The organism is Sinosporangium siamense (assembly GCF_016863435.1).
Taxonomy (GTDB): domain Bacteria; phylum Actinomycetota; class Actinomycetes; order Streptosporangiales; family Streptosporangiaceae; genus Sinosporangium; species Sinosporangium siamense.
In genome coordinates this window covers 150,002-163,456 of record NZ_BOOW01000010.1, presented here as the reverse complement: position 1 = coordinate 163,456, position 13,455 = coordinate 150,002, and the positions used below count along the sequence as shown (strand labels likewise).

Genomic DNA, 13,455 nt, shown 5'->3' with positions numbered 1-13,455 from the left:
CGATGTGTTGGCCGATCCGCCCATCCGATATTGCGGGCCGGCGACGACGATGAGGCATATGGCTGACTTGGATGATCTCCGCAATCTCATCGAGGACGAGGCGAAGAGCCTGGGCATCCCCGGCGCCGCCGTCGGTGTGATCGCCGACGGCGAGGAGCACGTGCTGACCACCGGAGTCACGAATGTGGCGTCACCCGCCCCCGTGACCGAGGACACCCTTTTCCAGATCGGGTCCACCACCAAGACGGTGACCGCGACCGCCGTCATGCATCTGGTGGAGCGCGGGCTGGTGGTGCTCGACCGCCCGGTCCGCGATTATCTGCCGGATCTGCGCCTGGCGGACGAGGCGGCGGCGCGGGTGGTCACTGTACGCCATCTGCTCACGCACACCGGTGGTTTCCGCGGCGACGTGGACGACAGCGGGTCGTGGGGCGAGGACGCGCTCGCCCGGGCCGTCGCGACCTTCCACGACCTGCCGCAGCTCTTCGCTCCGGGGACGACGTCGTCGTACAGCAACGCCGGCATGAGGATCCTGGGCAGGCTGGTCGAGGTGGTGACGGGCGAGCCCTACGCCGCCGCGATCACGCGGATCGTGCTCGGCCCGCTCGGCATGGAGTCGAGCTTCTTCCACCCGTGGGAGGCGGCGCTTCGCCCGCACGCCGTCGGCCACATCACCCTTGAGGACGGGCGGCCCGCACCCGGCCGCGTCTGGGGGTTGTCGGGCGGCTCCCTGCCGGAGGGCGGGTTGTTGTCGTCGGCCGTCGACCAGCTTAAATACGCGCGTTTCCATCTGTCCGGGGAGAGTCCGGGGCAGGCCCCGATCGGCGCGGAGACCCGTGCGCTCATGCAGAAGGCGCAAGTCGAGGGCACCACGCCGTGGAACGCCGTAGGTATGCCGTGGCTGCTTGAGGATCACGGCGACGTACGGCTCGTCACCCACGGCGGCAATATCGGCAATATGGCGCTTTCGACGTTCGTGTTGTCGCCCCGGCACGGCTTCGCCGTCACCACCCTCACCAACGCCATGCCGGGCAAGACGCTCGGCGCGAAGGTCACCGAGTGGTGCCTCCGGAACCTGCTGGGCGTGGTTCCCGAGGCTCCGCCGTACGCCCCGGCGGAGGTGGGGGCCGAGCGGCTCGCGGAATACGCGGGCGACTACGACGCGGGACTGTGGACCTTCAGGGTCACGGCCGAGGGCACGGCGCTGCGGATCGCGTGGGCCGTCCGCCAGGCGCTGCTCGACGAGGGCTTCCAGGCACCGCCGGACTCGGTGCTGACGCCCGTGGCGGGGCCGCTGCCCGACGCGCTGGCGCCGGCGGCGGACCCGGGCAAGGCCGTGGGCCGCTTCCTTCGCGGCGAGGGCGGTGACGTGGAACTTCTCCTCCTTGGAGGCAGGGCGGCCCGGCGGATCTGAACACTCAGCGCTACCGGTCCTTCAAAGATCCATAAATCAGTACGAACGGCGCGGAGGCTCCACTAAGGTCGGGCGCGGCCACATCCCCCCTCGTGGAGCCGATTCCCATGACCGTCGCGCTACGGGCCGTGCTCGCCATCACCCTGCTCAGCGGTTTCTACCTGCTGGTCGCAACTCTGGTGGGGGCCGCGCTCTTCTTCGACCTCAGCCTGATCTTCGGATTCGGCCTGCGCAGCCTGCAGGGCGCCGTGGGCTACACCCTGGCGGCGGGCGCGCTCATCCACGCGCTCTGGGTGGTCAGCCGGAGAAAGCAGGCAGAAGAGCCCGGCATCGAGGTGTCCCGGGAGCAGGAGCCCGAGCTGTGGCACACGGTGGAGGATCTCGCCCGGCAGGTGCAAACGGCGCCCCCGGACGAGATCCGCCTGGTCGCCGAGGTCAACGCGGCCGTGGCCGAGGACACCCGCCTCCTCGGCCTGCGCGCCGTGCGGCGCCGTATGTACATCGGCGTGCCGCTGATGCTCGCGCTCACCCGCGACCAGATGCGGGCCGTGCTAGGGCACGAACTCGGGCATTACAGCGGGGCCCACACCCGTCTCGGCGCGCCGATCTACCGGGGCCGGGTGGCCCTGATCGCGGCGGTGCGCGGTCTTTCCGATTTCGCCATCGTGCGGATGGTCTTCTCGGGTTACGCCCGCCTCTATCTGCTCGTGTCCCAGGCGGTCTCCCGCCGCCAGGAGCTGGAGGCCGACCGCTTCGCGGTCGCCATCGCCGGCCGGGAGGCGATGGCCGGGGCCCTGCGCACGATCCACGTGACCGCGCTGGCCTGGGAGGTCTTCACCGACAGGTATCTGAGCATGGCAGGCGCCGGAGGCCGCAGGCCCCGCGACGTCATGGCTGGTTTTCAGGCGCTTCTCCACGATCCCGAACGGCGAAGCCGGCTTGTCGAGGCGGCCCGGGTGCCGGAGAAGACCTCCCGCTACGACTCCCACCCGGCGCTCCACGACCGGCTCGCGATGCTGGCCGATCTCCCCGACCCGGGGCTCAGGCCCGACCCGAGGCCGGCGCTCAGCCTGCTGAGGGACCCCGGGCGGGCGATCCGCGCCGTCGAGGACCACATGTGGTCCCCGCAGGCGCTGACCGAGCTCAAGGCCGTGTCGTGGGAGGAGCTCGTCGCCTCCGGCATGTACGCCGTGCGCAACGCCGAGGCGCTGCACGACCTCGCCGTGGCCGGTCAGCGGGTCAGGGGTACGGCACTGCCGTACCTCGACACGGCCTTCCAGGCGCTGGCCGACGGTCAGCGGGCGGCGCTGGAGGAGCAGTTGCTGGAGCTCGGCTGGCACGAGTCGGACACCCTGCTGACCGGGGTGCTGGCGCAGGCGCTGGAGGCGGTGCTGATCCGGCACGGGCAGGCCAAATGGACGTTGTCGTGGTCGGGGCCGGCCAGGCTGCTGTTCGACACCGGCGAGGAGGTTGCGGTCGTGGAATTCGCCGCGCAAATCGTCGACGACCCGTCGGGTGTGCCGGGAATGCGGGAGTGGTTGAGGTGGATGGGCGTGCCGCCGGATTATGTACCGTCCTGATCGCGGAATATCCAGCGGATGGGAAGGGAAAAAGACCCGCTTCTGCTGAGCAATCCCGCTGTCTGGCTCGGGGTGATGGCATCCACTACGGTGGCCACAAAGGGCGGCAGCCGCCGCGGAAATCACCCTGCGTTCAGCCCCGCTGCACCTTCCCACCACCCTACGGAGCGACCTGTGAGGCGAGGCCGGATCCCGTCCAGGCAGGCGCTTGACCGGCCGAACGGCCATAAGGAAGGGAACGCGGGGCTTTCCCTCCAGGCCGTCCTGCTGGACATGGACGGCACCCTCGTCGACACCGAGGGCCTCTGGTGGGAGGCCGTCGTCCACGTCGCCGCCCGCGACCTCGGCTGCGCGCTCGCGCCGTCGGACCACCCCCACGTGCTGGGCCGCGCGATCGAGGACACCGCGGCCTACCTGCTGGCACACGCCCGCACGCCCACGGCGTACGGCACGGCCGTGGTGTCGGACATGCTCCTCGACGACTTCGCCGACCGGGTGGCCCGCGAGGTGCGCGTGCTGCCGGGGGCGCTTGCGCTGCTCGACGCCCTCCTGGCGGCGCGGGTGCCGACGGCGCTGGTCACGGCGTCGCCGCGGCGCATCGTCGACCTTGTCATGCCCTCGCTCGGGCGGCACAGGTTCGGCCCGGTGGTTGCGGCCGAGGACAGCCCGCGCAACAAACCCGACCCGGATCCCTACCTTCTGGCCGCCTCCCGGCTCGGAGTCGATCCCCGGCGGTGTGTGGTGGTCGAGGACAGCCCGACGGGGGTGGCGGCGGCGGTGGCCGCGGGGTGCAGGGTCGTGATGGTCGCGCGGCACGGGTTCCGGCCTCCCGAGATGGAAGCCGTGTCGGTCACCCACAGCCTGGAGGACCTGAGCCCACTCAGACTGCGTCGACTCGCCGCAGAGGGACCTGGGTAGGCTAATGCCTTCGAAGTACAGGTAAAGGCGAGGCGTAAAGGCGAAACTGGTGCATAACCTCGGGCCCGGTGATCCATCCGCTATTGGACATTACCGGTTGCTCGGCCGTCTCGGCCGAGGCGGCATGGGGACGGTCTATCTGGGCGAAGACAACTCGGGGCAGCGGGTCGCCGTCAAAGTGATCAATCCTGGCTACAGCCAGAATGAGCGATTCCGCAGCCGTTTCCGGCGCGAGGCCGACGCCGCGCGCCGCGTGCGGCCCTTCTGCACGGCCGCCGTGCTGGAGGCGGCGCTCGACGGCGACCAGTTGTACGTCGTGACCGAATATGTGCCGGGGCTGAACCTCGAAGAGTCCATCAAGCAGTTCGGCCCGCTCCACGGCTCCAACCTGTCGGCTCTCGCGGTCGGCGTGGCGACGGCTCTGACCGCCATCCACGGCGCGGGCGTCGTCCACCGCGATCTGAAGCCGTCCAACGTGCTCCTGTCGCCGATCGGCCCCCGGGTGATCGACTTCGGCATCGCCCGCGCGCTCGACACCCTCGGCGGCGTCACCACCACCGGCGAGATCCTCGGCACTCCCCGTTACATGGCGCCCGAGGTGTTGCGGGGCGAGCCGACCTCCCCGGCCTGTGACGTGTTCTCCTGGGGCTGCCTGGTGGCCTACGCCTCCTCCGGCCGGCACGTGTTCAACGGCGAGGGCATGCCGGCCATCGTCTACCAGGTGCTCAACGCCGAACCCGCGCTGGAGGGCATGGAACCCGCCCTGCTCGACGCCGTGCGGCGGGCACTGTCCAAGGACCCCGCGCGGCGCCCCACCGCGCAGCAGCTCCTCGACCACCTGGTGGGCCGCACCTCCCCCGCCGAGAGCCTGACCCACGCCTCCCACCCGACCTGGGCCCCCACCGCCCCGCACGGACCGCAGACTCTCGGCATGCCCGCTCCGCCGGAGCCCGCGCCGACCCTCACGCCGCCGGCGAGGGCGAGGCGGCGGGTGCGGCGGCCGGTCCTGGCGGCCGCCGGTGTCGCGGCCGTCCTCGCGATCGCGGCGACCACCTACACCGTCCTGGCCTCCGATGGGCCACCGGAGAACCTCCAGCTTCTGTTTCACGATGACTTCACCCAGACCGGCACCGGGTGGGGTGGAACCAGATACAACGCTACGGACGGCTTGACATACGGCTATGCGCCGGAGGGTTTCTACGCCATCGACGTCAACGGCGAGAGTCCTTCACGTTCGGAAAGCGCCCCCATCGCCTTCCTGCCCAAACAGCCGGCCACTCCCAAGCCCTATGACAAGCCTCTCCCCACACTTCCCACAGATCTGCTCCTCAGCATCGACACCTCGTTGCGCGGAGCCCCCTCGGGCAAGGGCGAATACGGCCTGTTCTGCCGGGCCGCCGAGGGTTACAAGGCCACACGATACGAGTTCCTCCTGGACACGGGGGGCCACGCACGAATACGCCGCGTCGTGGAGGACCGCGGCGTCGACCTGACCTCCGCGGTGCCCGTCTCGATGACGAGCGACGGCCGGACACGCCTCCAGGCCGAATGCGCCGAGGTGGACGGCGCTCTGCGCCTGTCCCTGTGGGTGAACGGCACCCTCGCCCAACAGGTCACCGACGACAGTCCCCTGGCCGCCGGCGAAGTGGGCATCCTTGCCCGGGTAGGGGAGCAAACCACGTCCGCGATGAAGGCGTCCTTCGACAACTTCACCATGCACGGCCCCAAGGCAGCCTCCTGACCGGCCCTGATGTCTAGGCCCGGAACGAAACGCGGCCGCCCCCGCAGGGCGCTCGCGGGAAGATCACCAACTGGCGACTACGCTCGCTGCCACGTCCCCGTTGGAAGGAGCTCGTCCAACATGCGTGCCATCGTCGTCTCCACGCCAGGTGGTCCCAAGGCCCTGGAAATACGTGAGATTCCCGATCCGGTCCCCGGCCCGGGCACGTTGCTCGTCAAGATCGCCGCGGCCGGGGTGAACTTCCTCGACATCTACCACCGAGAGGGCAGATATCCACTCTCCCGGCCTTTCACCCCGGGTTCCGAGGGAGCGGGCATAGTCGTAGCGGTAGGTGAGGGGGTGGAGGACTTCTCCGCCGGTGACCGCGTCGCCTGGGCCGGCCCGATGGGCGGTTACGCCGAGCTGGCTGTGGTCCCGGCCGTGCAGGCTCTCGCCGTACCCGACGGGGTTGAGCTCGACATCGCCGCGGCGGCCACGCTCCAGGGCATGACCGCGCACTATCTCACCCATTCGACCTACAAGGTGGAAGCCGGCGACGACGTGCTGATCCACGCGGCGGCCGGCGGGATGGGCCTGCTGCTGACGCAGATCGCCAAGCTCCGCGGGGCGCGGGTCATCGGCACCGTCTCGACGGAGGAGAAGGAGCGACTCGCCAGGGCGGCGGGCGCCGACGAGGTGCTCCGCTACGACGGGTTCGCGGAGGCCGTGCGCGAGTCGACCGGCGGCGACGGGGTGCAGGTGGTCTACGACGGCGTGGGGGCGGCGACCTTCGAGGGCAGTCTCGCGTCGCTGCGCCCGAGGGGCCTGCTGGCGTTGTACGGCGCGGCCAGCGGAGCCGTGCCCCCGGTCGACCCGATGGTGCTCACCTCCCGCGGCTCGTTGTTCCTCACCCGCCCGACGCTCGCGAACTACATCGCCACCCGCGAGGAGCTGCTCTGGCGCGCGTCGGACGTCTTCGGCTGGATCGCCTCGGGCCGGCTGCATATCAACATCTCCCACCGTTATCCCCTCGCCGATGCCGGGCGGGCGCACGAGGACCTGGAGGCGCGGCGTACGACCGGCAAGCTCCTTCTGATTCCTGGATAAGACTGTTTCTATGGAAAAGTCGTTGAATGATCGCGTTGTTCTGGTGACGGGGGTCAGCAGGCGTATCGGCATCGGGTTCACCCTGGCGCGCACGCTGCTGGATGCCGGAGCGAAGGTGTTCGCCCAGTCGTGGGCCCCGCACGACGACGAGCACCCGTGGGGCGCCGATCCCGACGGCGCCGCGGGGGCGATCGGGGAGCTCGGCGGGGAAAGTGACAGGCTCGCCCACGTGGAGGCGGATTTCGCCGACCCCGAGGCCCCGGCACAGGTGGTCAAACAGGCCGTGGAACGTTTCGGGCATGTCGATGCGCTGGTGGTGAATCACGCGCGCAGTGCGCTGGGCACGCTCGACGAGGTGACCGCCGCCGACCTGGATCTCGCGTGGGCGGTGAACGGGCGGGCGAGTGTGCTGTTGACGCAGGCGTTCGCGGCGCAGCACGACGGGCGGCCGGGCGGGCGTGTGGTCTTGTTCACCTCAGGTCAGCATCTGAGCCCGATGAGCGGTGAATTGCCCTATGCCATCAGCAAAGGCGCGATCCACCAGATGACCCTCAGCCTTTCCGCCACCCTGATGGACCGGGGCATCACCGTCAACACCATCAATCCCGGACCGGTCGACACCGGATACGCCGAGGGCGAGTTCCACCGGGCGGTGGCGGACGCCTTCCCGCTCAAGCGCTGGGGACAGCCGGACGACGTGGCCCGGCTCGTGCTGTGGCTGGTGTCGGACGAGGCGAGATGGATCACCGGCCAGGTGATCAACTCCGATGGGGGGTTCCGGCACGGAAAGCTGTGACCCCAATCCTAGTTAAATTTTCCGGAATTCCGGAATAGTGAGTAGAGTCATGGCATGTCGCGATCTGTTGCCATGACTCTCTCCACCATCGCGGCGTTCGCCCTGCTCGCCACCGCGTTCCTGGTCTTCATCCAGCGCGGACAGCAAGCCAGGGCGACCGCCGCCCCCACGCCGGCTCCCACCGGCACGGCGGCCCCGGAGCTTAAGACGCCCGACGACGTGCTCGCCTACCTCGCCGCCAACAAGGACGACACGGCCCTGCTGCACCTGCCCCACCTCGACCACAACGAGGACCGGTGGTTCTCCTTCGCGTCCACCTTCAAGATCTTCCACCTGGCGGCCTACGTGACGGCGGTCGACAAGGGCAAGATCAACCCGAATGAGAAGGTGCCCGTCAAAACCTGGAACGCCTATCACATCCCCGGCACGGACGGCGGAGCCCACGAGGCCGCCCTCAAGCGCCTCAAGGCCGGCACGACGGTGACCATCGACGAGATGGTGTCCGCGATGATCACCGAGAGCGACAATGCCGCCGCCGACTACCTGCGGGCCCGCCTCGGTGAACGCGCCCTGATCGCCGCGGCGAAGGCCGCCGGCGGCCCGGCTCCGAGGCGTGTCGACAGCGTCAACGGCAACGTCCTGCGCCTCGCCGGATGCAAGCAGAGCCCCGACGTGTGCCTCAAGCGCTATGTGGCCAAGGGCGGCAGCAGCACGACGCCGACGCTTGCCCGCTGGGAGGAGCAGGCCGCGCTGTTCCACAAGCTCACCCGCACCACTCCGGAGACGCTGAACAAGCTGATCAACGCCATCGCCAAGAAGAAGTACGTGTCGGAGAAGGCGTCCGAGCTCGCCCGCAAGCACCTGGAATGGCCGATGCGCCAGGAGGCTCCCCTGCCTCCGCAGCTCAAGGTGTATGGCGGCAAGGGCGGGGCGCTCGCCGGCGTGCTGACCGAGGCGGCCTACTACATCACCCCTGAGGGCGATGTGCGCACCATGGTGCTGGCCATGAACAACATGCCGCCGACCACCTGGGCGTCGGCTCTCACGAGCTACGCCCACCAGGCGTTCATGATCCGCGTTGCGCTGGACCCCGCGTATCGGGACAAGGTCAAGGCCACTCTCGGCCAGTGATTCATCGGTGTGGCCGGCCGTTCTCCATACGGTCGGCCACATCTTGAATAGTCCTTGCTTTTTTGCTAGGCAATTCACGAAAGCGCAGGTGAAACACCCACTCAACCCCTGAGAGCACTCAGCTCCGGACAAACCTCATGGCTTTCTGCAAAACACCTGCATTCTTCCCGCACGCCCGTATAACCTCAGCTACGGCGAAGGACTCGATAACTGGGGTACGGCGTGGCACAGTCGTTGACGGAACTCCCGAGAGGCCCTTTCATGCGCCTCCGTGACACCGTTCTCGCATTCCCGGCGGAACCACTGCTCGCCGCCCCCTCCCCCTCGCCGATCCTTCGCGGCTCCGGCCGCACCGCCGCCTTGGACGATCGGAAGGACGGGCATGCCCGAGAGCACACTGCGGCTCCCTGAGGCCGCGGTTCTAGTGGCACTGATGGTGGAGGGTCGGGAGGTCTCCAATCCCCAGCTCAAGCGGGAATACGGGCTGACGCTCACCGGCGAGAGCCGCAAGCGGCTAGCCGCGATGAAGCTCGTCGACAGCCGCAAGGAGGGCCGCGCCTACGTCCACAGCCTCTCCGACGCGGGGTGGGCCCGCATGGCCAGGGAGATCCGCGACGGCAGCCTGCCGGTGGCGACCGGCTCGGGCGGCACGATGACGCGGGCGTTGCTCACCGGCCTGCGCCGCTATCTCACCGGAGCCGACCTCACCCTCGCCGAGTACTTCCAGGTCGCGTCCGCCCCCGAGGCGGAGCCCGCCGCCGGCGGTCTGGAATCGCCCGCCCCCGCCGCGACCGAACAGCCGGTCACCGGCGCGTCCCCCACTCCCGCCGCAGCTGAGCCACCGCCCGCCGGCACGTCGTCCTCTCCCGCCGCGGCCGGTGCGGAGAAGGGCGCGGATCGAACGGCGGAGCCGGATATCGAGGCGACGATCCGCAGCGCCTACCTGGAGCTGGCCGGCGGCCACGGCCGATGGGTGGGGCTCGGCGCACTCCGCCCCCTGCTCGGAAACGTGGCCAGGGCCCAGGTGGACGAGGTGCTCATCCGCATGGAACGTGCCCCCGACGTCAACCTCGTGCCCGAGTCGAACCAGAAGGCCCTCACCCCGCTCGCCCGAGAGGCCGCGGTGAACATCGGCGACCAGGACAAACATCTGCTGTGGATCGGATCGCGGTGAACCTTCCCCCTCCCCCGCACCGCGTCCCTCCGCCGAGCCTGCCGGGCGGTGAGGAAACCCCGGAGTGCGCGCCCCCGGCGGATCTGGAGACGCTCGCATCCCTCCAGCTCAACTGGGCCGAGGCTCCCGACGACGTATGGCGGCCTTCGCCGTTCCATGTGGCGGAACTCCAGCGGCACACGAGCCGCCTGCTCCGCAGCGGCGTGGCGGAGGCGCGCGACAGCCACGACGCCGATCCCATCGGCGTCGTGGTGCAGGGCCAGCGCGGCACCGGCAAGACCCACCTGCTCGGCTGGGCGCGCCAGGAGGTCCAGGAGGCGGGCGGCTACTTCTTCCTGGTGGGGCTGCTCGACGCCAGGCACTTCTGGGAGAGCGTCGCCGTGGCGATGCTCGACGGCCTGGCCCGCGAGTGGGAGGACGGCAAAAGCCAGCTCGTGGTCTTCCTTGAGCGCCTGTCGTCGCTCATCGGCGTGCCGCGGATGGTGCGGCGGGCCGTCATCGGCGCCTCGGCCCTGACCCGGGAGGCGCTCGACACCTTCGCCGAGGCCCTTCGCCGCTTCGACCGGCGCACGGGCCCCGACATCCAGCACACCGCCCGATCGCTGGTGCTGCTGGCGGCCGACGACATCTCCCTCTACGACATCGGGAACGCCTTCCTCACCTGCACGCCCGACGAGGAGCCGGAGGAGCGCGCCCGCTGGGGCATCAGGCCGGCGAACAAGTCCCCCCAGGAGATCGTGCGGGACGTCTCCCGCCTCCTGGCGATGACCGGTCCCTCGGTCGTCGCGGTCGACCAGATCGACACGCTGCTCGCCCAGTCCTCCATCTCCACCGACGTGACGCTCCCCGTCCCCCCGGCGGAGGCCCTCCTCGTCGAGCAGGTCGCGGGCGGCCTGATGACGCTGCGGGAGGTCACCCGCAGGACGCTGCTGGTCGTCACCTGCCTGCCGGTCTCGTGGACCCTCATCGAGCGGCACGCCACCGACACCGTCGTCGACCGGTTCCGTCAGGCGGCACAGCTCATGACCATCGCCGACGCCGAGAGCGGCAGGAAGCTCATCGAGAAGCGGTTCGCGGTGCGCTTCAGGGAGCTCGGCGTGACGCCGCCCTATCCCACCTGGCCGGTGAAGCCCTCCGCCTTCGAGGACGCTCCCGGTTTCACGCCCCGCCAGCTTCTCATCAAGATCGACAGCCACATCCAGGCCTGCTTGACCGCGGGCGAGGTCACCGAGCTCGAACGGCTGACCGGAGCCGTTCCAGCACCGGTGTCCGACCGGCAGCGCGCGGTGTCCGAGGCGCAGAGCACAACGTCCCCAGCACAGGACACAAGGCCCGAAAACGGCACAGCTCTTCACGGCAAAGCATCCGAAAACGGCACAGCGTCCGAAGCGCACGGCATGGCGTCCAAGGCGCAGGGCGAGGTCGGCGACGGGCGGGCACTTCCCGATGCACATCCCGCCCCGCCAAAGGTCACCGATCCGGATATTTCCGACTTCGCCCACCTCGACGCGCTGTTCGTGAAGCTCTGTGAGACGGCGGATGTGACCGCGGCGCTGAACCCCGCCACCGAGGACACCGTCATGCCTTCGCTGCTCGCCGCGGGGCTCTCCGCGTGGGTCGTGGAGCAGGGCGAGGCGGGCCACGTCTTCAGTCAGGATCCCGCGCCGAGCAGCAAACCGCCCCTCCACGCGCGCCTGCGGCGAAGCCTGCACGAGGCCACCGAGGACGAAGCCCATTGGGCCTTCCGCGCCATCGGCACAGAAAGCGCCAACGCCGCGCTTCACCGGCTGCGCGCCGCCTCCGTGGCGGCGGGCCTCAACGCCGGCGTCACCAAAAGGCGCCTCTTCCTGCTGCGCAGCGTGGCGTGGTCGAAGGGGCCGCGCACCCAGGAGGTGCTCACCGCCTTCGAACACGCGGGCGGCCGGGTGCTTCCCCTCGGCGAATCCGACGTGAGGGTGCTGGCGGCCCTCCGCGACATCCTCGCGGAGAACCCGCCGCAGCTTTCCGCCTGGCTCGTCGCCCGGCGGCACGCGAGCGAGATCACGATCTTCAGGGAGGCACTGCGAGACGCCCGCATCGTGCCCGGCCTGCTCTGCGACCCCGCCGACACACCCGCTGAAGACACCTGTCCTGCCGACACAGCGCCCACCGACACACCGTCCCCCTCAGGCGGGAACGACGGCTCTGGAGGCGGCACGCACAACCGTGACGGCGGCACGCACAACCGCGACACGCCTGTCGCGGTGCCCGGCGACCCGCCGTGGCCCCGCCCGGGGACCGTCACCCTGCCCGGCGGACGGACCGCCCCCTCCATCACCATCGGCCGGACCATCATCGGCGGCACGTCGGTCACCATCGAACTCGCCGCCCTCCGCCGGCACATCGCCATCTTCGCCGGCTCCGGGTCGGGCAAGACAGTGCTGATCCGCCGCCTCATCGAGGAGTGCGCCCTCCTCGGCGTCTCCGCCATCGTGCTCGACCCCAACAACGACCTGGCGCGTCTCGGCGATCCCTGGCCGGAACCACCCACCGGCTGGTCCCCCGACGACGAGGCACGAGCCGCGCGCTACCTCGCGGGCACCGACGTCGTCGTCTGGACCCCCCGCCGCGCCACCGGCCGGCCGCTCAGTTTCCAGCCCCTGCCCGACTTCGCGAGTGTCGCCGGCGACATAGACGAGTTCAGCGAGGCCGTGGAGGTCGCCGTCGCCTCCATCGCGCCGAGGGCCAAACTCAACGGCAGGACCACCAAAGCGGAAATCGCCCAGGCCGTGCTCAGGGAAACCCTCCGCTATTGCGGGACACGCGGCAAGAGCAGCCTCAAGGAGCTCATCGCCGTTCTCTCGGCTCTGCCGTACGACGTGAGCGAGCTTGGCAACGCCGGAAACATCGCCGCCGACCTCGCCCAGACGCTGACCGCCGCTATGGTCAACGACCCGCTTTTCGGGGGTGACGGCGCCCCCGTCGACCCGGCGCTTCTGCTGACCCCCTCGCCGGGCAAGAAGGCCCGGGTCTCCGTCATCAACCTGGCCGGGCTACCGAGCGACGAGCAGCGGCAGAGTTTCGTCAACCAGTTGCAGATGGCGTTATTCACCTGGATCAAACGTCATCCGGCGGGCCACCGTCCCCTCGGCGGGCTGTTCGTGATGGACGAGGCGCAGACCTTCGCCCCGGCCGGGGCCATGACGCCCTCCACCCGGAGCACGCTGGTGCTCGCCTCCCAGGCCAGGAAATACGGCCTGGGACTGGTTTTCGCGACGCAGGCTCCGAAGGGCCTGCACAATCAGATCCCCGGCAACGCCTCCACGCAGTTCTTCGGCCTGCTCAACAGCCCCGCGCAGATCGGCGCCGCCCGTGAGATGGCAGCCGCCAAAGGCGGTGACATCCCCCACATCTCCCGGCTGGCCACTGGGCATTTCTACGCGGCGGGGGAAGGCACGCCGTTCGTCCACATGCGGTCGCCGATGTGTCTGAGCCATCACCCGGCGAGCCCGCTCACCGCCGAGGAGGTGCTCGACCGGGCGAGGCGCCCGTTTTAGCGCCTCGATCGGGTTTCGGCGCACCGGGACAAATCTCGCCGGTGGACGTGTGGAGAGGTCGTCCGTGCGGCGGCGTCAC

At 69.7% G+C, this 13,455-nt stretch carries 9 protein-coding genes; all 9 read left to right on the top strand.

Annotated features, from left to right (window positions below; all coding sequences use genetic code 11):
• Positions 1-58 precede the first annotated feature (58 nt).
• Positions 59-1,414, top strand: a complete 1,356-nt coding sequence (locus Ssi02_RS09060; RefSeq protein ID WP_204023401.1) for a serine hydrolase domain-containing protein — start codon at positions 59-61, stop codon at positions 1,412-1,414.
• Between the two features lie 107 nt (positions 1,415-1,521).
• A complete protein-coding gene (locus Ssi02_RS09055) occupies positions 1,522-2,994 on the top strand; it encodes a M48 family metallopeptidase (RefSeq protein WP_204023399.1) in 1,473 nt (490 codons plus the stop codon).
• Positions 2,995-3,168: 174 nt separating this feature from the next.
• Positions 3,169-3,912: an HAD family hydrolase gene (locus Ssi02_RS09050; RefSeq protein ID WP_239128733.1), complete on the top strand. Its 744-nt coding sequence runs from the start codon at positions 3,169-3,171 to the stop codon at positions 3,910-3,912.
• A gap of 124 nt (positions 3,913-4,036) precedes the next feature.
• The gene (locus tag Ssi02_RS09045) at positions 4,037-5,653 is read left to right on the top strand and encodes a serine/threonine-protein kinase (protein ID WP_204023397.1); all 1,617 of its coding nucleotides are present in this window, start codon (positions 4,037-4,039) and stop codon (positions 5,651-5,653) included.
• Positions 5,654-5,773: 120 nt separating this feature from the next.
• Positions 5,774-6,739 carry a quinone oxidoreductase family protein gene (locus Ssi02_RS09040; protein WP_204023395.1) on the top strand — a complete coding sequence of 322 codons (966 nt, stop codon included), beginning with the start codon at positions 5,774-5,776 and terminating at the stop codon, positions 6,737-6,739.
• A gap of 22 nt (positions 6,740-6,761) precedes the next feature.
• Complete coding sequence (locus Ssi02_RS09035) at positions 6,762-7,535, top strand: SDR family oxidoreductase (protein WP_204023393.1); 774 nt, start codon at positions 6,762-6,764, stop codon at positions 7,533-7,535.
• A gap of 54 nt (positions 7,536-7,589) precedes the next feature.
• Positions 7,590-8,666 carry a serine hydrolase gene (locus tag Ssi02_RS09030; protein ID WP_204023391.1) on the top strand — a complete coding sequence of 359 codons (1,077 nt, stop codon included), beginning with the start codon at positions 7,590-7,592 and terminating at the stop codon, positions 8,664-8,666.
• Positions 8,667-9,048: 382 nt separating this feature from the next.
• A complete protein-coding gene (locus Ssi02_RS09025) occupies positions 9,049-9,840 on the top strand; it encodes a hypothetical protein (RefSeq protein ID WP_204023389.1) in 792 nt (263 codons plus the stop codon).
• Positions 9,837-13,376, top strand: a complete 3,540-nt coding sequence (locus Ssi02_RS09020; RefSeq protein WP_239128732.1) for an ATP-binding protein — start codon at positions 9,837-9,839, stop codon at positions 13,374-13,376. The genes Ssi02_RS09025 and Ssi02_RS09020 overlap by 4 nt, the downstream gene beginning before the upstream one ends.
• The last annotated feature ends 79 nt before the right edge of the window (positions 13,377-13,455 follow it).